This window comes from Mycobacterium sp. RTGN6, assembly GCF_033804605.1.
Classification (GTDB): domain Bacteria; phylum Actinomycetota; class Actinomycetes; order Mycobacteriales; family Mycobacteriaceae; genus Mycobacterium.
Genome location: NZ_JAPZKZ010000004.1, coordinates 233322 through 254054, shown reverse-complemented (window position 1 = coordinate 254054; position 20733 = coordinate 233322). Strand labels below are relative to the sequence as shown.

Here is a 20733-nt window from a genome sequence, read left to right as displayed (position 1 = left end):
CTACTGCGGAATCTGGTAGTACTCGCGCTCCGACACGCCGGTGAGCGGCGCGACGAACATCCAGGGGATGGTGGCGATGAGCCGGTTGAGGGTGGCTACCGCATCGTTGTAGTACTGCCGGGCGAACGCCAGTTTGTCCTCGGTGTCGGTCAGGTTCTCCTGCAGCTGAAGGAAGTTGTTCGACGAGTTCAACTGCGGGTAGCTCTGGCCGAGCGCCAACACCGGCCCCAGCGCGGTGTCCAGTTCCCGTTCGGCCGAACTGCGCTGTGCCACCGATTTGCCGCCGGTGGCCGACGTCAGCGCGGCGCGCGCGTTGGTGACGTGGTCGAGGATGCCTCGTTCGTGAACGGCGAACGTCTGCACGGTCTGCACCAGGCTGGGGATCAGCGACGCCCGTCGCGTCAACTCGACGTCGATACCGGCCAGTGCTTCGCCGACGCGCACGTCCGCAGTGCGAATCTTGTTGTAGCCCATCACGAAGACGACGAGCACCAGCACCGCAATGGCCAGAACCAGGATGAGCAGAAATCTCACCACGATCCACCTCCTCCTCCGCCGCCACCACCACCGCCGCCGCCACTGCTGCTGGAGCCGCCACCTCCCCCACCACTGGACGAGGACGACGACTGCGATGCGGTGTAGGCGCCGATCGACGACGACAACGCCGACTCGAAGCTATCGAAATTCGGGCCACCGGAGGAACCGGACGAGAACCCCCAGCCGGTCGTGGATGACGAGGAGTACCAATCCGGTTGCGGGGCAACCGCTCCCGTCGTCTCCTGGTACTTCTTGGCCCACAGTGCGGCGGCGCCGCCCGCCACGGCGAACGGGATGTACGCGGTGTAGAGGTCCTTGCGCGCGGCGAAGTCGAACCTGGTCTCCGCCGAGTCGGTAGCCAGTAGCCGGTGGAAGCCACCTGCCTGCGACCACAGCTGACGACCCGCCTCGGTCCGTCGAGTGCCGACGCCGTCGGACCACGCCCGCCTAGAGAACAGGAAGAAGGCGGCGAACGGAAGCCCCCACAGAGTGATTGGGAAGCCCCACCGGAAGAAGCCGCAGACGGCGAGGATAACGGCCAGCGCATTGACGGTGCGAACCCAGAGTTCCTTCTTGCGCTTGACCATCAGGCCGTCGTCGATGGCCCACTTCTGGACAGCGGCGGCCATGTCGGTCTTGGCCCTGCTCAGTTTCTTTCCGGACGTCGCCGTGTGCTTCGCCTCGAATACGGCACCCGGAGTGTTGATCGCGAGCGCGTGCCCGACCGCAACGCTGACCGAATCGACGTCGGCCCAGGCGCCGCGGTCGGCGATGCTGCGGATGGTCCACTGCTTGTCATTGACCTGCTGCAGTGCGATGAGCCCGCGCTCGGCGAGGTAGAACAGCGTGGCAGTCAATCCTTCGCGGGGCACGCTCTCCGTGCGGATGTATTCGAGCTGAACCGGGCCGAGCCCGGCTGGCGGCGAGTATTGCACGGGGAAACCGGGGTCGGGCTCGACGGTGGTGCGGTACCAGAGGAACGCGCCCAAGCCCGCGACGACCGCCAGCCCCAACACCCATGCGGCGCCCGTGACCGATTGACCGAGGATGCGATCCCACGTGTACGGCCACGGACGGCTTTCGCGGGGCGGGGTCGGGACGTCCACGCCCGCGCGCAGCGTCACGGGGGTGCGGGGCGGAAGGTCGGTGGCGATGAGTTCGACCGTGTCACCAGACGTGGCGAGGTCGGTGCACGGTTTTCCGACACCGAAGCCGACCGAGCACTGGGCGCCGGTCGCGTCCCCGGGCAGATGCACCGTGATGTGGACCCGCCGAATGTGGTTGTTCCAGGATCCTGCGACGACGTTCCAGAAGAACGTCGACGTCGAGTTGGGCTCGCCGACGGAGCGCGCGAAGCGCCGGTGCTCGCCGGTGCTGCCCGGGTCGAGCACCCCAGGAATGGTGTAGCGGATCTCGTAGACGTGAGTGCCCGACGACAGCGTGCTGTCCGGGGAGCCGATCTTGGCGACGCGCAAGCGGTCGTCCTGCTCCCACAGCATTCGGTACGGGGCGGGTTCGCCGTCCATCAGGATCGAGCTGAACTCAGGCGTCTGGCGCACCCGGGGGTCGTTCTGGTTGGCGGTGTCCCAGTACTGGAAGATGCCGTGGCGACCGGACGGAAACTCACCTGTGATGGTCTCGACGACGTCGAGCGTGCCGTCGTCGCGCACGGTGAAGTCGGCGTCGAAGTCGCTGAACACCACCGGATCACTGGCCGGCGAGTTGGTGGTGCCGCTACTGAGGACCAACGGCCACAACAACCCAACGGCGATGAGCCCCAAGAGGATCAACCACCCGAAAATCCGCCGCACACCCACCTCCTCGCCAAGTCGTCCGCCCTACCCTATGTGCAAGGGATCGATCTGAATGCGAACGGGCTGCTGGTCGCGTCGCGCGCTGAGCACCCCGGTCGCCCGGCGTAACGCCGCCGCCAAGGCGAGCCCCTCGTTTCGCGGCACCCGCACCAGCATCCGGCTCACGACGTCGTCGCCGGTGTTGGCCGACGGGCGCCGGGCCCCCGACGGCAGGTCGACGGGACCGAGCACGTCCGCGCCATCGGGCAACTGCGCCACCTCCAGGAACGCCGCCACCGCGACGGGAGTGCCGTCGACTGCGGCCAGATGCACGGCGGGCGGCAGCCCGACTTCGGCCCTCGACTCGAGCTCGGACTCGGCGTGCGCCACCGGATCCCAGCGGATCAGCGCCTGCACCGTCGGGATCGCCGACTCGGCAACCACCGCAACCAAGCCACCGTCGTCCCCCTGGCGCACCAACGCGGCCGCCGCCATCCAGCGGCGCAGCGCGTCCTCTGACGCCCGCAGGTCCTGTCGTCCGAGCAGCGCCCAGCCGTCGAGCAGGAGCGCAGCACCGTATCCACCGGGCACCCGCGGTTCGGCGCCGGGAGTGGCGACGACGAGCGCAGGCTCGGCGGGCACTTCCGTCATCACGGCGTCGCCGCCCGACGTGATCACGGTGGTGCCGGGAAATGCCCGGCCCAGCTCCTCGGCGGTGCGTCGGGCACCCACCACCACCGCGCGCACGGCGTCGGAGCCGCACCGCACGCAGCGCAGCGCAGACTCGGCGCGACCACACCAACGGCACACCGCGCCGGTGGTGTCGCGGTCGGGCAGCGACATCGGCCCGGTGCAGTGGCGACAGCGGGCGATGGTCCGGCACTTGCCGCAGGCGAGTGCGGGCACGTATCCCCGTCGCGGCACCTGAACGAGCACCGCGCGCTCGGCCGCGAGCGCCGTGCGCGCGGTTGCCAGCGCCATCGACGGCAGTCTCGCGGTGTACGCGGCGGCGTCGCGTTCCTGCGCGAATGCGCTGTCTTCCAGCGCCGTGACCCGCGGGGCCCTGGCCCGCACCACCGCGCGGTTCGCGACCAGGTCGTGTGCCCATCCGCTGCGCACCAGGGCGTGGGCCTCCGCGGTGCGCGCGTAGCCGCCGATCAGTGCCGCACAGCGCAATTGGTGGGCGCGCAGCATCGCGACCTCGCGCGCGTGCGGATACGGCGACCGTGGTTCGGCGAGGCTGTCGTCGCCGTCGTCCCAGACGATCACCAGGCCGAGCGCGGCGACCGGTGCGAAGACCGCGCTGCGGGTCCCGATCACGAACCGAGCGTCGCCCCGCAGCGTGGCCAGCCAACGCCGGTACCGCTCGGCAGGTCCAAGGCCCGCGGACAGGGCGACCACCCGAGCCGGGTCGACGTGACGGCCCGCGGCACCGGCGAGCACGTCCACGTCGCGTTGATCGGGGAGAATGGCCAGCGCGGCCCTTCCAGAGCCCACGACCGTGGCCGCCGTCTCCGCGAGCCGGTCGGCCCAGGCCTCCCCCGGCAGGGCCTGCCACACCGCACGTGCCGCTCGGCCCTCCCGCAGCGCGTCGAGGAACCCGCTACCACTGCCGTAGACGTCCCAGCCGGCGCGGTCGACGTCTGGTGTCACCGGCAGCGCCAGTTCGGGGACGCTCTGCTTCTCGACGTTTGCGTGGCGCGGCGGGATGGCCAGCCGCAGAACGTCGGCCCGGGTGCCCGCGTAGCGTGCGGCGACGGCGTCGGCGAGCCTGCGCACGTCGGGGGTCAGCACCCGTTCCGCGGACACCACTCTGTCGAGCCAGCCGAGTTTTCCGACATGGTCTGTGTCCCAACGTCGTTCGAGTACGAACCCGTCGACGAGCCGGCCGTGGAAGCGGACCCTGACCCGAACGCCCGGTTGGGCGTCGTCGGACTGCTCGGCGGAGACCAGGTAGTCGAAATCGCGATCGAGGTGAGGCACCGACAGCATCGGGAGCACGCGAGCGATGGGCTCGAGCTCGGCCGCCTGCCTGGTGGTGGTCACGCAGCCGGTGTAGCAGAGCCGTCCGACGCGACGCCACCCCGACCGAACAGGAAACCGGCGGTGATCAACAGCAGGGACGCGGCGTACGCCCACCAGATCGGCACGGCCAGCGCCTCGGAGCCCAGCACGAACTTGCCGATTCCGATCATGCCGTCCGAGCAGGCGAAGCACACCGCGCCAAGCGCCGTCCACGGCGTCGGAAGCCGGGCCAGCAGCGCGGCGCACGCCATCGCGCCCAGCACCGCGATGTACAGCGTCACCGGCACCGCCATCCCCTCGGCGGCCAGCCGGGGCCAGAACCACACCAGCAGCGCCACGCACACGCAGACCAGCACGCCCGCGGCCGTCATCCGGCCAGGTGTGCGGGCGACCAGCGGGAGTAGCGCGGCCAGGAAGCAGAGGTGGGCAACCAGGAACGCGCCGAGACCCAACACGAACGACGGCTCCCACCACGGCATCGCGAGCAGGAAGTCACCGGCGGCCGAGAACCCCAGCGCGAGCACCAGCCAACGGCGTTCCCGCCTGATGGGGTGGCTCGCCGCCGCCACGGCAAGCAGTACCGCGGGGAGCGCCTTGACGGCTGGCTGCAGGGCGAACTGGCCGGTGAGCTCGGCACCCGAGGGCAGTCGTACCGCGGTGGCGATCAGAAACAGCCCGTAGCCCACCCCGACGACGGCAGCCGCGACCCACAGCGAGCGCGTTCGCCGCGGTGCGTACGGTGTGCCCATGCCGGTCGCCGACGACAAACCCGCTCTCGACGCCATCCTGGAGAAGGTACTGGAAGCGGTGCCGTTCCAATTGACAACCGACGGAGGCGCCGAGGCGGCCCGGCAACGATTCCGCGACCTGCCGCGTCGGCCCGTACACCCCGAAGTGCGCGTCGAGGACCGCACCGTCGCCGGTCCGGCGGGCCCGATCCCAGTCAGGTTGTACTGGCCGCCGGAGGCCGCGGACACGCCGCCGCCGGTGGTGATGTTCTTCCACGGCGGCGGATGGGTCGTCGGGGACCTCGACACGTATGACGGCACCGCGCGACTGCACGCCGCAGCCACCGGCGCGCTGGTGGTGTCGGTGGACTACCGACTCGCACCCGAACACCCGTACCCCGCCGCCGTCGACGACGTGTGGGCCGCAACGCAATGGGCCTACGAGCACGCCGCCGAGCTCGGTGCCGACCCGAAACGCCTTGCCGTCGTGGGTGACTCCGCTGGAGGCAACCTGGCCGCCGTGGTGGCGCAGCTGGCGCGCGACGCTGGTGGGCCGCCGATCCGGTTTCAGCTGCTGTGGTATCCGGCGACCACGTGGGACACCTCGTTGCCGTCGTTCACCGAGAACGCCGACGCACCGGTGCTCAACCGAGATTCGGTCGGCGGGTTCTCCCGCTGGTACGCAGGCCACGTCGAGCTCGCGCACGCGCCCGCCACGTTGATACCCGCCCGCGCCGAGTCACTGGCCGACCTTCCGCCGGCGTACATCGCCGTTGCGGGCCACGACCCACTGCGCGACGACGGCCTGCGCTACGGCGAGCTGCTGGCCGCCGCCGGAGTGCCCGTCGAGGCCCACAACGCCGCCAGCCTGGTACACGGCTACCTCGGCTACGCCGGTGTCGTGCCTGCGGCCACCGAAGCCGTCGAACGCGGACTCGCCGCGCTTCGCGTCGCGCTAGTTTGAGCTCATGACGGACACCTCGGCCACGCGGCCCGACATCGACCCGATCCTCAAGATGCTGCTGGATGCGATGCCCCTCGAGTTCACCATCGAAGACGGCATCGAGGTGGCCCGCGAGAAACTCCGCGCCATCAAGCCGCCCGCGGAGCTGTTGCCGGACATGCGGATCGAGGAACGGACCGTTGGCTTCGGGGAACTCGCCGACGTTCCGGTCCGCGTCTACTGGCCGCCGATCGACGCTCACGACAACCTTCCGGTCGTCGTCTTCTACCACGGCGGCGGCTGGTCGATCGGTGATCTGGACACCCACGATCACGTGGCCCGCGCCCACGCCGTCGGCGCCGAGGCGATCGTGGTGTCGGTCGACTACCGGCTGGCTCCGGAACATCCCTTCCCCCAGGGCGTCGAGGACGCATGGGCGGCCCTGCAGTGGGTCGGCGAGCACGCGGCCGAACTCGGCGGGGATCCCGCTCGCGTCGCGGTGGCCGGCGATTCGGCTGGCGGCAACCTGGCCGCCGTGATGGCGTTGCGGGCCCGCGACGCCGGCGGGCCACCGTTGGTGTTCCAGCTGCTCTGGTACCCGTCGGTGGTGGGTGATCAGTCAGCGCCGTCGTTCACCGAGAACGCCGACGCGCCGATCCTCAGTCCCGACGTCATCGCCGCGTTCCTGGCGTGGTACTTGCCGGACGTCGACATGAGCGACTCCACCACCCTTCCGACGGACCTGGCACCGGGCAACGCAGAGTCACTGGCCGGACTGCCCCCGGCGTACATCGGCACCGCCGAGCACGATCCGCTTCGCGACGACGGCGGCAAGTACGCGGAACTGCTTGCGGCCGCTGGTGTTTCGGTCGTGTTGAGCAACGAGCCAACGATGGCGCACGGGTTCATCAGCCTGGCGCTCGCGGTTCCCGCCGCAGCGGAGGCCACCGACCGCGGACTGGCAGCGTTGAAGGCGGCGCTGCACCCCACCCCATGACCGAGCGGTTCGTGCTCGACGTCGGATCGCCCTTGCAGTGGGAGGACTGGCTCGAGCAGCACCACGACGACACCGCCGAGGTATGGCTGCGACTGTTCAACAAGGCAGCGGGCGCGGTTCCGCTGTCGTACGGCGAGGCGGTCGAGATCGCGCTGTGCTTCGGCTGGATCGACAGCCTCGCCCGCGGCCACGACGACGTGTCGCGCATCCAGCGATTCAGTCCCCGCAAGCCGAAGAGCGGTTGGTCGAAGTCGAACGTCGAACGGGTGGAACGGCTGGTGGACGCGGGCCGGATGCGACCGGCAGGCCAGCGCGAGGTGGACGCCGCGAAGGCCGACAGCCGCTGGCCGACCGACTGACGGCCATGTTCTGCCCGTACTGCGGTCTCGAGCTCGGCGAGGCCGACGCGTGCGCCCGGTGCGGTTCGCCACGCGGCTCCCCGGTCCCGACGGGTTGGCGGCCCGACCCGACGGCGCGGCACGAGGGCCGCTACTACACGGCGGGCCGTCCGACCGATCGCGTCCGCGACGGTAGGACCGAAGCATCCGACCACGACGGCGGTCGGATGCTTCCGCGGTTCGTCGCCCTTCCCCGATCCAGCAGGACCAGCGCGCGGTCGACGTGGATGGGCACCGGCGGTGCCGTGGCGGTCATCGTCCTGCTTGCACTAGTGGTGTGGGTACTGCTGCTGTCGGACCCCGCACCGGAGCCACCCGACGCGCACTATCTCGCGGCGTTGAGGGACGCAGGGTTGGCCGACCAGTTCAACTCCGACGCCAACGCAGTGGCGCACGGCAGGCAGGTCTGCCGAACGCTGGACGACGGCGGACCCCAGCAGGGGCTGCCTGCGGACAAGCTCGCCGTCGACGCCTTCTGTCCGCGGTTCTCGGAGGGCTTCCACGTCCTGGAAACGGCCACCGTGTCCGGCGCCTTCGTGCTGACCGACTCGGGGTCGAACGAATACACCCGATCCATCGGGACGGACGGGTCGTCCTGTGTCGGAACCGACGGCTACTCCGACGTGGGACCGCAAACTCAGGTCATCGTGAAGAACGGCAAGGGCGAGATCCTGAGCACGACGACGCTCGGTCCCGGCAACGGCGACCGCTCGACGTGCACTTTCCCGTTCACCTTTCCGGTGACGGAGGGCCAGGGGCGGTACGTGGTCTCGGTGGGCCATCGCGGCGACTTCAGCTATTCGTTCAGCCAGCTGCTGCATCAGGGGGTTCGGATTCGTTTGGGCCATTAGCCGGTACCGGCGGTACCGTTTTCTGCGTCGGCGGCGTAGCTTGAGTCGTGTGACGGATTCACCCGACTTCCACACCCTCATCGTCGGCGCCGGGTTCTCCGGTATCGGCGCGGCCATCGAACTCGACAAGGCCGGGTTGAGCGACTACCTGATCGTCGAGGCCGGCGACGAGCCCGGTGGCACCTGGTACTGGAACACGTATCCAGGTATCGCCGTGGACATTCCGTCGTTCTCGTACCAGTTCTCCTTCGAGCAGAGCGCGGACTGGTCGCGCACCTACGCCAAGGGCGGCGAGCTCAAGGCGTACGCCGAGCGCTGCGTCGACAAGTACGAATTGCGCCGCAAGATCCGTTTCAACACCTTGGTGACGGGAGCGACGTTCGACGACGAATCCGATTGCTGGCGAATAGAACTCGATTCCCATGAGTCGCTGAGCGCCCGGTTCCTCGTCAACGCAGCGGGCGTGCTGACGGTGCCGAACCTGCCCGATATCGACGGCGTCGACAGCTTCGCAGGCATCACGATGCACACCGCACGGTGGGACCACTCACAGGACCTGTCGGGCAAGCGGGTCGCGATCATCGGCACGGGCGCTTCCGCGGTGCAGGTGATCCCGGAGCTCGCGCCGATCGTCGAGCAGCTCACCGTGTTTCAGCGCACCCCGATCTGGTGCATGCCGAAGCTCGACGTACCACTGCCCGCCCCGGCCCGGTGGGCGATGCGCATCCCCGGCGGCAAGGTGCTCCAGCGGTGGCTCAGCCAGGCCTACGTCGAACTGACCTTCACGATCTCCGCCCAGTACTACTCCGTGTTCCCACTGGCCGACCGAGCCGAGCGAATGGGCAGGGCATACCTGAAGCGCGAGGTCCACGATCCCGAGGTGCGCGACAAACTCACGCCGCGCTACGCGGTCGGGTGCAAACGGCCGGGATTCCACAACACGTACTTGTCGACCTACAACCGCGACAACGTCGAGTTGGTCACCGAGCCCATCGACAAGGTCACCGGATCCGGGGTGGCCACCACCGACGGCGCCACCCGCGACGTCGACGTGCTGATCCTGGCCACCGGGTTCAAGGTGATGGACATCGATTCCGGGACCTTCGGGTTGACCGGTACGGGCGGGAGGTCGCTGGCCGACTTCTGGAACGAGAACCGCATGCAAGCCTACGAAGGCGTCAGCGTCCCCGGGTTTCCGAATTTCTTCTCGGTGTGCGGCCCGTACGGCTACGTCGGCTCGTCCTACTTCGCGCTCATCGAGACACAGACCCACCACATCGTGCGGTGCCTCGAACGGGCGGCGCAGGAGGCCGCGACGCGGGTCGAGGTGTCGCAGGAGGCCAACGACCGCTACTTCGCCGAGATGATGCGCAAGCGGCATCGCCAGATCTTCTGGCAGGACAGCTGCAGCCAGGCCAACAGCTACTACTTCGACAAGAACGGCGATGTGCCGCTGCGGCCGACCACCACCGCCGAGGCGTACTGGCGTAGCCGCCGCTTCCCGCTGGAGGACTACGAGTTCAGTTCCTAGCGCGAGAGAACTAGACCGAGGCCTTCAGTTCGTCGGCCTTGTCGGTCCGCTCCCACGGCAGGTCCACGTCGGTGCGGCCGAAGTGGCCGTACGCGGCGGTCGGAGCGTAGATCGGGCGCAGCAGGTCCAGGTCGCGGACGATCGCACCGGGCCGCAGGTCGAAGACCGACGTGATGGCCTTCTCGATGCGCGCGGGGTCGACGGTCTCGCTACCGAACGTCTCGACGAACAGTCCGACGGGTGCCGCCTTGCCGATGGCGTAGGCCACCTGGACCTCGACTCGCTCCGCCAGCCCGGCTGCGACCACGTTCTTGGCCACCCAGCGCATCGCGTACGCGGCCGAACGGTCCACCTTCGACGGATCCTTGCCGGAGAACGCGCCGCCGCCGTGGCGGGCCCAGCCGCCATAGGTATCGACGATGATCTTGCGGCCGGTCAGGCCGGCGTCGCCCATCGGGCCGCCGAGCACGAACTTGCCGGTGGGGTTGACCAGCAGCCGGAAGTCCGAGGTGTCCATCGTGTCGTGGTTCAGGTCAGCCAGCACCGTGTTGACGACCTTCTCCCGGATGTCGGGGGTCAGCGTCGCGTCCAGGTCGACGCCCGCGGCGTGCTGCGTCGAGAGCACCACCGTGTCGAGGCGCACCGGGGTTGTGCCGTCGTACTGCACCGTGACCTGGGTCTTGCCGTCGGGCCGCAGGTAGTCCAGCACACCGTTCTTGCGCACCTCGGTCAGCCGCCTGGCCAGCCGGTGGGCGATCGCGATCGGCAGTGGCATGAGTTCGGGGGTGTCCCTGATGGCGTAGCCGAACATCAACCCCTGATCGCCCGCGCCCTGGGCGTCCAGCGGGTCGCCGGCCCCCTCGACGCGCGCCTCGTGCGCGGTGTCCACGCCCTGCGCGATGTCGGGCGACTGCGCTCCGATGCCGATGTTGACGCCGCACGTCTCGCCGTCGAAGCCCTTCTCCGACGAGTCGTAGCCGATCTCGAGGATGCGCTCACGCACGGTCTTCGGAATGTCGGCGAAGGCCTCCTTGGCCGTGGTGGTGACCTCGCCGACGACGTGCACCTGACCGGTGGTGACGAGTGTCTCCACCGCGACGCGGGACTTGGGATCCTGCGCGAGCAGCGCGTCGAGCACCGAGTCGCTGATGGCATCACAGATCTTGTCGGGGTGTCCCTCGGTTACCGACTCACTGGTAAACAGCCGACCTTTGCTCACGGTGTAATCCCTCTCCAATGGTTAGTTAAGCGAATCATATCTGTATTTCGATGCAGCCAACCCTGCGCCTCCGCTACGCGCAACCCTTACGCGCAGCGTGTCGGGTGCTTCGCGTCACCCATCGATGCTCCTCGGGCAAACCCTCATTGCCCGTCACCGTTGTCCAAGAAGGCCACGATCGCGTCCACGATACGGCTGGCCATCAAAGTCTTCGAGCCGTGCTCCAGCGCGACCTCGTTGCCGTCGGCCGCCAGCAGCCATCCGTCGTTGTTGTCCACCTCGAACGCCTTGCCCTCACCGACGGCATTGACGACGAGCAGATCGCAGTCCTTGCGCTGCAGCTTCGCGCGCGCGTGGAACAGCACGTCGCCGTTGGCGTCGCCGGTCTCCGCGGCAAAGCCCACGATGGCACGCATGTTGGGCAGTTGGCCGTCGCGGCGGGCCCGGACCGCGCCCGCGAGCACGTCGTCGGTGCGGGTGAGTTCGATCACGGGAGCGTCGGTGGTGGTCCCAGGTTCGTGGGACTTCTTGATCTTGGTGGTGGCGACGTGCGTCGGACGGAAGTCGGCGACGGCCGCTGCCATGACGAGCACGTTCGCGTCGGGAGCGTGTTTGGACACCGCATCTTGCAACTGGCTGGCCGAACCTATGTGAACGACCTCGACACCCGCGGGATCCACCAGGCCGGCCGTGTTGCCCGCGATCAGCGTCACGTCGGCGCCTCGCTGCGCGGCCACGCGGGCCATTGCATAGCCCTGCTTGCCCGAGCTCCGATTGCCGATGAACCGCACCGGGTCGATGGGTTCGCGGGTACCGCCCGCGGTGACGAGCACCTTCACCCCGGACAGGTCGTGGGGCAGCGCGTCGGACCGCTCGAGCAGCAGGTGGGCCAGCGTGGTGATCTCTTCGGCCTCGGGGAGCCGGCCCGCGCCCGTGTCGGCCCCGGTGAGCCGCCCGGACGCCGGTTCAAGCACGATCGCCCCACGACGGCGCAGCGTGGCGACGTTGTCGACGGTGGCCGGGTGGAACCACATCTCGGTGTGCATCGCGGGGGCGAACATCACGGGGCATCGGGCGGTCAGCAGCGTGGCGGTCAGCAGGTCGTCGGCGCGTCCTGCGACGGCCCGTGCCAGCAGGTCGGCGGTCGCGGGGGCGATGACGACGAGATCGGCCTCCTGGCCGATGCGCACGTGCGGCACCTCGTCGACGTCGGAGAACACTCCGGTGCGCACGGGCTGGCCGGACAGCGCCTCGAAGGTCGCGGCGCCGACGAACTTCAGCGCCGATTCGGTGGGCACGACGCGGACGGAGTGCCCGGCTTCGGCGAGCTGACGGATGACGGTGCACGCCTTGTAGGCGGCGATGCCTCCCGCCACGCCAACGACGACGCGCTTGCGCTCGCTCATGTCTGCTCTTCGCCCGAGAGGCTCATCGCCGCGGCCAGCGCCGGAGGGCCTAGCCCTCGCCGCCCTCGGTGTGCTCGAGCAGGTCGGCGTGAATCTCGCGCATCGCGATCGACAGCGGCTTCTCCTGAAGGCCCGGCTCGACTAGCGGGCCGACGTACTCGAGGATGCCGTCACCGAGTTGGTTGTAGTAGTCGTTGATCTGACGCGCACGCTTCGCGGCATAGATGACCAGCGCATACTTGCTCGACGCGCGATCGAGCAGCTCGTCGATGGGCGGGTTTGTGATGCCCAGCGGGGTGTCGTAGGCGTTGGCGGCGTCGGAGTCGATGCTCTCGACAGGGTTGCTCACGAAGAAATCTCCTGGCGTTTTCGCTTGGATGTCAAATGGCTGTCGGACTGGGTCGCACCACGTCGAGGTGCAGCAACGGTCAACGGCCCACCAGCAAGGATACCAATTCTGAGCAGGCAGATTCCAATTGGCTGTTGACGACCACCGTGTCGAACGTGTCCTGAGCGGCCAGTTCTGCCCTTGCGGTGGCAAGCCTGCGAGCCATTACCTCGGGGCTCTCAGTGCCTCGGCCTGCGAGTCGGCTCTCCAAGGCCGCCCAACTGGGCGGAGCCAGGAACACCGTGAGTGCCTCGGGCATGGCCTGTTTTACGGCGCGCGCGCCAGCCAGATCGACCTCGACGAGCACGGGACGACCGAGGCGAGCGGCCTCGCGCACCGGTCCCGCGGGGGTACCGGATTTGTGCAGGCCACCGTGGATCTCCGCCCACTCGAGCAGTTCGCCGTCGTCGATCAACTGCTGGAACCGCTCGGGGGTGACGAATGAGTAGTCGACGCCGTCGACCTCGCCCGGTCGGGGCGCCCTGGTGGTGGCGGAGACGCTGAAGTACAGGTCGGGAACACGCTCGCGGAGGCAACGCACCACGGTCGACTTCCCGACGGCAGAGGGACCAGACAGCACTACGACCTGACTCATCGCAAGCGCCGTCCGGTCCCTAGGCCGGCTTAATCAGCCGTGAAGTCGAACTTCTCCAGCAAGGCCTTGCGCTGACGATCTCCGAGGCCGCGCAGGCGGCGGGTCGGGGCGATCTCCAGCTCGGTCATGATCTCCTGTGCCTTGACCTTGCCGACCTTGGGCAGGGCTTCCAGCAATGCGGAAACCTTCATCTTGCCCAAGACTTCGTTGGTCTCGGCGTCCTTCAGTACCTGCTTGAGGTTGGTGCCGCCGCGCTTGAGCCGATCCTTGAGTTCGGCACGCAGTCGACGTGCGGCAGCAGCCTTCTCCAACGCTGCCGCGCGCTGTTCGTCGGTCAACTGGGGAAGGGCCACGGTTTCCTCCGTATCTCGTGTCTTGACTGGTAGAGAACCAGCCAGCGACGACGACCGTACCCACGCTGGCTGACGAAAGCTAACCCCACCCCCTGGTTACGGGGCCAAAAGTCCAGCGTGTATTGCGCCGCGCCACGCCCCTGACAGGCCCATATTCCGCGCGCAACGCCGCCCCAAGTCGGCTTCGTCCCGTCGATGTGCCTGCGTATCAAGGGTTTTGACCGCCTCGGCGGCGCAGCTCCGGACGGCGCGCGGGTCCAGCAGCGCCACCGGGCAGCCCGGCCGAGGCAAAGAATTAGAAATTTCTGCTGGTCACGGCGTGTCGGGCGTGTCGGGACGCCAAGATCGGCCGCGCTCCTTGTCACATCCGTCACACGAGTTAACACCCGTCACATCAGCAACCTGTGGGGGCACTCATAACCAGGAAAAAGCTCACACACAGCTTGGCTCCATAGCGTGCGGCAGTCGGGATGATCACGGCCCCCCTGTGGGGGCGAAAGGAAATGATGGCCATGGAGCTCAAGCGCCTGACCTGTGCCTCCGCGATCGCCGTTGGCCTAGGTGTCGCCACGCTGACAGCGGGGGTCGGCGTCGCGGCCGCACAACCGGGACCGCCGTGCGGCCAGTTCGGCAACTGCCAAGGACCGGGTGGACCCGGTGGACCGGGCGGTCCCGGTGGACCGGGCGGTCCCGGTGGCCAGCCGCCACACGACGGTGGTCCTGGCGGACAGCCGCCACACGACGGTGGTCCTGGCGGACCCGGCGGGCCTGGCGGTCCGCCCCCGGGCCAGGGCGGACCCGGCGACCCTGGTAGGCACGACGGCCCTGGCGGACCCGGTGGACCCGGTGGACCCGGAGGATTCGGTGGGCCCGGCGGACCAGACGGACCGTGGGGCAACGAACCCGGTCGCGGTCACTGGGGCGACCCGGGTGGCCCGCCTCCCCCGCCGCCGCCGGACCTCGGCTGGCGCGGCATCGATCAGGGTCGGTTCGACCACCAGCCGTTCAACTACAACGGCAGCTGGGTGTCGCCGATCTTCAACCCCGACTTCAACAACTGGGGCTTCTGGTTCTTCGGCATCTGGATTCCGCTGTAGGACTAGCGCGGCGGCGGCTCGAAAGGGCCGTCCGCCGTGACGGTCGGCGACCTACGATGATCGACATCGTGGCGTCGCGCCTCCGCGCAGAAGAGCCCGCCACAGCGAGGGAGTCGCGACGTGGCACGCCTATTGCGTTGGGCCTGTGCGGTGTTGGTGCTCGTCGGCTCCGGGCTGACGGTCAGCCTCGCGTCGCCCGCGTGGGCCTGCGGATGCGGGGCCTACATCCCCGACCGCTCGGGGCCCTCCATCGCCACCGAACGAGCGTTGATCGCATGGGACGGTGCCGTCGAGGACATCCTGATGTCCTTCAACGTGAGCGGCAGCTCGGAGCGGGCCGCATGGGTCATGCCGGTGCCGTCCGCCGCCAAGGTGTCACTCGGCGACGCCAAGGTCTTCTCCGAACTCGGCCGGCTCACCGCGCCGCGCGTCGAGTACCGCGACGACTGGTGGCCCACGCTCGATTGGCTCGCGTCGGGTTCGGGAAGCACTCTCGACACTGCGGGGGCCCCTGGCGGAGCCGCCGTCAACGTGCTCGACCGGCAACGGATCGGCCCGTTCGACGTGACACGACTGTCGGCGGGTGATTCCACGGCCCTCGCGAAGTGGTTGGCCGACAACGGCTTTCCGAGCCCCGACGGCCTGGACGAGAACCTGTCGGCGTACGTCGCGGAGCACTGGGAACTGGTCGCCATCAAGTTGGCCTCCGCGAATGCCGGCGAAGCGCTCACGGGCGACCTGCAACCCCTTCGGTTGTCGTTCGCGTCCGACGCGCTCGTCTACCCGATGCGACTGTCACGGTCGGCGAAGGTGCCGCAAACGGTCGATATCTACGTGCTGGCCGACCACCGGATGGATCCGACCTCCGTCCCCGTCGCCGGATCAGTGCCGACCCTGGAGTTCGCGGGCCAACTGGACCACACCACCGCGGGTTCCGAACTCGAGCCGTACCTGGCCAAGGGCACGTACCTGACCCGCTGGAACGACTTCATCCGCGAACCGCAATCCATCGACGGTGACTACGCGTTCACGCGCGCCGAGGCGGACACGCCCTACCAGCAGGTCCGCTACGTCACCCGCTATCACGGCGACGTTACCGGGCTGATCCTGCTCGCGCTGGCCGGGCTCAGTGTGTTGACGCTGGTCATCGTGCTGGTCAGACGGCGTGGCGCGCACGTACGCTGAACGTCGTAATCGCGTTGTGCACAGGTGGTTTTCGAACCGTTATCGACTCCACAGCGCACACCCAACGCCACCACAGAGCAAACCCATTTCTCGCACTTAACGTCATTGGCGGTGAGGCGAATTCACGCCGCACAAGCGAGATATGGAGTGAATTAATGGCTTTCAAGCGAGTCCTGTGCGCTTCCACCCTGGCCGCCGGAATCGGCGTCGCCGGCCTGCTCGGAGTGGGTCTTGGAACTGCGAGTGCCGATCCGTGGCAGCCTTGCGACCGCCCCGGAGCCCCGCCGTGCGGTCACGACGACCGCGGGCGCGGCGACTTCGGGCGCGACGACCGTGGAGGGGCCCCTGCAGACTGGCACGACCGTGGCGTCGACCAGGGTCGCTTCGACCACCAGCCGTTCAACTGGAACGGCCAGCAGGTCACCCCGATGCCGGCGGGCAACGGGGGCGGCTGGGGCTTCTGGTTCCTCGGCATGTGGATCCCGCTGTAAGAGGTGTTGCTAGCGGGCCAGATAGGCGACCACGTCTCGCATCCGATCCGCGGCCGCACGCACCGCCGCGGTATCGGGTCCGGCCCGCAGCACCTCGCGCGACACCGCCGGCAGCAGCGTTCCGGGGGCCGCTCCCCCAAGCCCCTTGAGCGCGTCGGGCCGACCGCCCTGCGCGCCAACGCCAGGCACGAGTACGGGGCCGCCAAGCGCACTGAGCTCGGGCACCTCCGACAGGGTCGCACCGACGACGACGCCGATGGAACCCGCACCGCTGGAGCGGTTTTCGGCTGCGACGGCGTCGACGATCGATTGGGCCACGGTTCGCCCGTCCACGGTCGCGCGCTGAATGCTGGCGCCCTCCGGGTTCGACGTCGCCGCGAGCACGAACACGCCGCGGCCGTGCCGTGCCGCGGTGTCGAGCAACGGGCGCAACGAGCCGAAGCCCAGATAGGGCGACGCAGTGACCGCATCACTCGCCAGGGGCGACTCGCCCACCCACGCTTCTGCGTACGCCGCCATCGTGGTGCCGATGTCGCCGCGCTTGGCGTCGGCCAGCACCAGCACACCCGACTCCCGAAGTGCGGCGATGGTGCGCTCCAACACGGAGTAGCCAGCCGCTCCGTAGGTTTCGAAGAATGCGACCTGAGGCTTGACCACGGCGAAACCCGCGTAGGCCTCGACGCACACGTCGCAGAACGCGCTCAGCCCGTCCGCGTCGACGGAGAGCCCCCACGCGGTCAGAAGTTCGGGGTGCGGGTCGATGCCCAGGCACAGTGGGCCTCTGGCCGACACCGCGTCGGCCAACCGCGCCCCGAAGCCAGTCACTGCGGAGTGCCGAGCGAACTGTGCAGTTCCTGCAGCGAACGCACCCCGATGTCGCCGCGGATGCCCGCCTCGATCCCCTGTACCGCGGCCGACGCTCCCTGCACCGTCGTCACGCACGGAATGTTCATCGCCACCGCCGCCGAGCGGATCTCGTAGCCGTCGATGCGTGGGCCCGAATTGCCATACGGGGTGTTGATCACCATATGGACCTCACCGGCGCGGATCGCGTCGACAGCCGTAAGCGCGGGCCGGTCGGGGCTAGGCTGTTCAAAATGCTTGCGCACTACTTCGCACGGAATTCCGTTGCGGCGCAGCATCTCCGCCGTGCCCTCGGTAGCCAGCACGCGGAAACCCAGATCAGCGAGCCGCTTGACCGGGAATACCAGCGACCGCTTGTCCCGGTTGGCCACCGAGACGAACACCGTGCCCTCCGACGGCAGCGATCCGTACGCCGCCGTCTGACTCTTGGCGAACGCGGTGCCGAAGTCGCGGTCGATACCCATGACCTCGCCCGTCGACTTCATCTCCGGGCCGAGCAACGAATCCACCTGCGAGCCGTCGGCCTTGCGGAAGCGGTGGAACGGCAGCACGGCCTCCTTCACGGCGATGGGCGCGTTCGGTGAGACGCTCGCCCCGTCGCCGGTGGCCACCAGCACGCCTTCCTCGCGAAGCTGGGCGATGGTGGCCCCCAACATGATCCGCGCGCACGCCTTGGCCAGCGGCACTGCGGTGGCCTTCGAGACGAACGGAACGGTGCGACTGGCGCGCGGGTTGGCCTCCAGCACGTAGAGCACGTCGTCCTTGAGCGCGTACTGGACGTTGAGCAGCCCGACCACGCCGATGCCGTGGGCAATCGCCTCCGTGGCGTGCCGGACCGACTCGATGTCCTGGCGCCCCAGCGTCACGGGCGGCAGCGCGCAGGCCGAGTCGCCGGAGTGGATGCCGGCCTCCTCGATGTGCTCCATCACTCCGCCGATGTACACCTCGGCGCCGTCGCACAGCGCGTCGACGTCGATCTCGATGGCGTCCTCGAGGAACCGGTCGACGAGCACCGGGTGTTCAGGCGAGAGCTCGGTCGCGCGCTCGATGTAGCCCTGAAGCGTCTCCTCGTCGTAGACGATCTCCATGCCGCGTCCACCGAGCACGTACGACGGCCGCACCAGCACCGGATATCCGATGTCTGCGGCGATGCGGCGGGCCTGATCGAAACTGGTCGCCATCCCGAAGCGGGGGGCAGGCAGCCCGGCCTTTCTGAGCACCTCACCGAACTCGCCGCGGTCCTCGGCGAGGTCGATCGCCTTCGGGCTGGTGCCCACGATGGGGACGCCTTCGTCGTAGAGCCGCTGCGCCAGGCCGAGCGGAGTCTGCCCACCGAGCTGCACGATGACGCCGACCACGCCGGGACCGCCTGCGCCCGAGGCAGATTCGGCGTGGTAGACCTCGAGCACGTCCTCCAGCGTCAGCGGCTCGAAGTACAGCCGGTCGGCGGTGTCGTAGTCCGTGGACACCGTCTCGGGGTTGCAGTTCACCATCACCGTCTCGAAACCGGCTTCGCTGAGCGTGGTGGCGGCGTGCACACAGCTGTAGTCGAACTCGATGCCCTGACCGATGCGGTTGGGACCCGAGCCCAGGATCAGCACCTTGGGGCGCTCGGCCTGCGGGGCCACCTCGGTCTCCGCCGCGGGGTCGAGCTCGTAGCTGCTGTAGTGGTACGGAGTCTTGGCCTCGAACTCGGCGGCGCAGGTGTCGACGGTCTTGTAGACGGGGTGGATGTGCAGTCGCTGCCGCAACGCCCGCACGCCGACCTCGCCGGCCAGTTCCGGTCGCAGCGCGGCGATCTGGCGGTCCGACAGCCCGCTGTTCTTGGCGCGCCGCAGCAACCCCTCGTCGAGCACCGGGGCGTCGAACAGGTCCGCCCGCAGCGCGACCAGGCCCGCGATCTGCTCGACGAACCAGGGGTCGACCCCCGATGCCGCCGCGACGTCGTCGACCTTTGCGCCGAGTCGCAACGCAAGTTCGATGTCGTAGAGCCGGCCGTCCGTCGGCGTCCGCAGGCGCGTCAGCAGGTCGTCGACCGACACGTCGGGATCCGCACCCGTCCAGAACCCGGCCCGCCCCGTCTCCAGCGATCTCATCACCTTGCCGAGGGCCTCGATGAAGTTGCGGCCCAACGACATCGCCTCGCCCACCGACTTCATCGTGGTCGTCAGCGTTGGGTCGGCGCCGGGAAACTTCTCGAACGCGAACCGCGGCGCCTTCACCACGACGTAGTCGAGCGTCGGCTCGAAACAGGCCGGCGTCTCCTTGGTGATGTCGTTGATGATCTCGTCGAGCGTGTAGCCGATGGCCAGCTTCGCCGCGATCTTGGCGATCGGGAAGCCGGTCGCCTTGGAGGCCAGCGCACTGGACCGCGACACCCGCGGATTCATCTCGATGACGATGAGCCGCCCGTCGCGCGGGTCAACGGCGAACTGGATGTTGCAGCCACCCGTGTCCACCCCGACCTCGCGCAGGATCGCGATCCCGAGATCGCGCATCTTCTGGTATTCGCGGTCGGTCAACGTCATCGCCGGCGCGACGGTCACCGAGTCGCCGGTGTGCACGCCCATCGGGTCGAAGTTCTCGATCGAGCAGACGACGACGACGTTGTCCTTGCTGTCGCGCATCAGCTCGAGCTCGAATTCCTTCCAGCCGTAGATGGATTCCTCGATCAGCACGTTGGCGCTCGGCGACGCGGTCAGTCCGTCACCTGCCATGCGTTCGACGTCAGCGGCCGAGTACGCCATGCCCGAGCCGAGCCCACCCATCGTGAAGGACGGGCGCACGACGACGGGGAGCCCGAGCTCGGCGACGGTTTCGCGGACCTCGTCCATGGTGAAGCACACCCGCGACTTCGCCGACTCGCCGCCGACCTTGGCGACGATGTCCTTGAACCGCTGCCGGTCCTCGCCGCGCTGGATGGCCTCGAAGTCGGCGCCGATGAGCTCGACGTCGTACTTCTCCAGGATCCCTCGATCGTGAAGCCCCACCGCGGTGTTGAGCGCGGTCTGGCCACCGAGCGTCGCCAGCACGGCGTCGATCTTGTTGCCGCGCTCCGCCTGCTGGGCCAGCACCTTCTCGACGAACTCCGGGGTGATCGGTTCCACGTAGGTGTTGTCGGCGTACTCCGGATCGGTCATGATCGTCGCCGGATTCGAGTTGATGAGGCTGACCTGGAGACCCTCGGCGCGCAACACTCGGCACGCCTGGGTGCCCGAGTAGTCGAATTCGCAGGCCTGCCCGATGACGATCGGGCCGGAGCCGATGACCAGGACGTGGTTGAGGTCGGTACGACGCGGCATCTAGCGCTCCCCCGTTCCTGCGCGAGCGCG

General features: G+C 68.5%; 19 protein-coding genes. 8 read left to right on the top strand and 11 right to left on the bottom strand.

Annotated elements, in window-relative coordinates; translation table 11 throughout:
* Genes SLQ33_RS12115 through SLQ33_RS12100 form a run of 4 tightly spaced genes read right to left on the bottom strand, consistent with a single transcriptional unit; the run spans window position 1 to window position 5104 of the window.
* Window positions 1–537: a LemA family protein gene (locus tag SLQ33_RS12115; protein WP_319454079.1), complete on the bottom strand. Its 537-nt coding sequence runs from the start codon at window positions 535–537 to the stop codon at window positions 1–3.
* Window positions 531–2348: a DUF2207 domain-containing protein gene (locus SLQ33_RS12110; protein WP_319454078.1), complete on the bottom strand. Its 1818-nt coding sequence runs from the start codon at window positions 2346–2348 to the stop codon at window positions 531–533. The genes SLQ33_RS12115 and SLQ33_RS12110 overlap by 7 nt, the downstream gene beginning before the upstream one ends.
* A 27-nt stretch (window positions 2349–2375) precedes the next feature.
* Complete coding sequence (locus SLQ33_RS12105) at window positions 2376–4322, bottom strand: primosomal protein N' (protein ID WP_413467644.1); 1947 nt, start codon at window positions 4320–4322, stop codon at window positions 2376–2378.
* A gap of 50 nt (window positions 4323–4372) precedes the next feature.
* The gene (locus tag SLQ33_RS12100; protein ID WP_319454076.1) at window positions 4373–5104 is read right to left on the bottom strand and encodes a lysoplasmalogenase; all 732 of its coding nucleotides are present in this window, start codon (window positions 5102–5104) and stop codon (window positions 4373–4375) included.
* Here SLQ33_RS12100 and SLQ33_RS12095 point away from each other — a divergent pair.
* The 5 genes from SLQ33_RS12095 to SLQ33_RS12075 are packed head-to-tail and all read left to right on the top strand — an operon-like array spanning window position 5103 to window position 9803.
* Entirely contained in the window at window positions 5103–6047 is a 945-nt protein-coding gene (locus SLQ33_RS12095) for an alpha/beta hydrolase (protein ID WP_319454075.1), read from the top strand. The genes SLQ33_RS12100 and SLQ33_RS12095 overlap by 2 nt on opposite strands.
* Before the next feature lie 4 nt (window positions 6048–6051).
* Window positions 6052–7023, top strand: coding sequence for an alpha/beta hydrolase (locus SLQ33_RS12090; protein WP_319454074.1), 972 nt, complete (start codon window positions 6052–6054; stop codon window positions 7021–7023).
* Complete coding sequence (locus SLQ33_RS12085) at window positions 7020–7382, top strand: hypothetical protein (protein WP_319454073.1); 363 nt, start codon at window positions 7020–7022, stop codon at window positions 7380–7382. Before SLQ33_RS12090 ends, SLQ33_RS12085 begins: the two co-directional genes overlap by 4 nt.
* 5 nt (window positions 7383–7387) lie before the next feature.
* On the top strand, window positions 7388–8272 hold the full coding sequence (locus SLQ33_RS12080) for a DUF732 domain-containing protein (protein WP_319454072.1): 885 nt from the start codon (window positions 7388–7390) through the stop codon (window positions 8270–8272).
* Between the two features lie 49 nt (window positions 8273–8321).
* A complete protein-coding gene (locus SLQ33_RS12075; RefSeq protein WP_319454071.1) occupies window positions 8322–9803 on the top strand; it encodes an NAD(P)/FAD-dependent oxidoreductase in 1482 nt (493 codons plus the stop codon).
* Between the two features lie 10 nt (window positions 9804–9813).
* Here SLQ33_RS12075 and metK read toward each other — a convergent pair whose 3' ends face one another.
* The 5 genes from metK to mihF all read right to left on the bottom strand — a co-directional run bounded on the left by metK (window position 9814) and on the right by mihF (window position 13764).
* Entirely contained in the window at window positions 9814–11022 is a 1209-nt protein-coding gene (gene metK / locus SLQ33_RS12070; protein WP_319454070.1) for a methionine adenosyltransferase, read from the bottom strand.
* Window positions 11023–11165: 143 nt separating this feature from the next.
* The gene (gene coaBC, locus SLQ33_RS12065; protein ID WP_319454069.1) at window positions 11166–12428 is read right to left on the bottom strand and encodes a bifunctional phosphopantothenoylcysteine decarboxylase/phosphopantothenate--cysteine ligase CoaBC; all 1263 of its coding nucleotides are present in this window, start codon (window positions 12426–12428) and stop codon (window positions 11166–11168) included.
* Between the two features lie 49 nt (window positions 12429–12477).
* Window positions 12478–12777 (bottom strand): DNA-directed RNA polymerase subunit omega, encoded by a 300-nt coding sequence (gene rpoZ / locus SLQ33_RS12060; protein ID WP_319454068.1) that lies wholly within the window; start codon window positions 12775–12777, stop codon window positions 12478–12480.
* A gap of 79 nt (window positions 12778–12856) precedes the next feature.
* Entirely contained in the window at window positions 12857–13411 is a 555-nt protein-coding gene (gene gmk / locus SLQ33_RS12055) for a guanylate kinase (protein WP_319454067.1), read from the bottom strand.
* 29 nt (window positions 13412–13440) lie between these two features.
* Window positions 13441–13764 (bottom strand): integration host factor, actinobacterial type, encoded by a 324-nt coding sequence (mihF, locus tag SLQ33_RS12050; RefSeq protein WP_184433511.1) that lies wholly within the window; start codon window positions 13762–13764, stop codon window positions 13441–13443.
* A 512-nt stretch (window positions 13765–14276) separates the two neighbouring features.
* Between mihF and SLQ33_RS12045 the strand changes: the two genes are divergently transcribed.
* The 3 genes from SLQ33_RS12045 to SLQ33_RS12035 all read left to right on the top strand — a co-directional run bounded on the left by SLQ33_RS12045 (window position 14277) and on the right by SLQ33_RS12035 (window position 16537).
* Window positions 14277–14861: a hypothetical protein gene (locus SLQ33_RS12045; RefSeq protein WP_319454066.1), complete on the top strand. Its 585-nt coding sequence runs from the start codon at window positions 14277–14279 to the stop codon at window positions 14859–14861.
* Between the two features lie 120 nt (window positions 14862–14981).
* Window positions 14982–16046: a DUF2330 domain-containing protein gene (locus tag SLQ33_RS12040; protein WP_319454065.1), complete on the top strand. Its 1065-nt coding sequence runs from the start codon at window positions 14982–14984 to the stop codon at window positions 16044–16046.
* 155 nt (window positions 16047–16201) lie between these two features.
* Window positions 16202–16537 carry a hypothetical protein gene (locus SLQ33_RS12035; RefSeq protein ID WP_319454064.1) on the top strand — a complete coding sequence of 112 codons (336 nt, stop codon included), beginning with the start codon at window positions 16202–16204 and terminating at the stop codon, window positions 16535–16537.
* Between the two features lie 9 nt (window positions 16538–16546).
* Here the strand turns inward: SLQ33_RS12035 and pyrF are convergent, their stop codons facing one another.
* On the bottom strand, window positions 16547–17362 hold the full coding sequence (pyrF, locus tag SLQ33_RS12030; RefSeq protein ID WP_319454063.1) for an orotidine-5'-phosphate decarboxylase: 816 nt from the start codon (window positions 17360–17362) through the stop codon (window positions 16547–16549).
* Window positions 17359–20703: a carbamoyl-phosphate synthase large subunit gene (gene carB, locus SLQ33_RS12025; protein ID WP_319454062.1), complete on the bottom strand. Its 3345-nt coding sequence runs from the start codon at window positions 20701–20703 to the stop codon at window positions 17359–17361. Before carB ends, pyrF begins: the two co-directional genes overlap by 4 nt.
* Window positions 20704–20733: the final 30 nt, after the last annotated feature.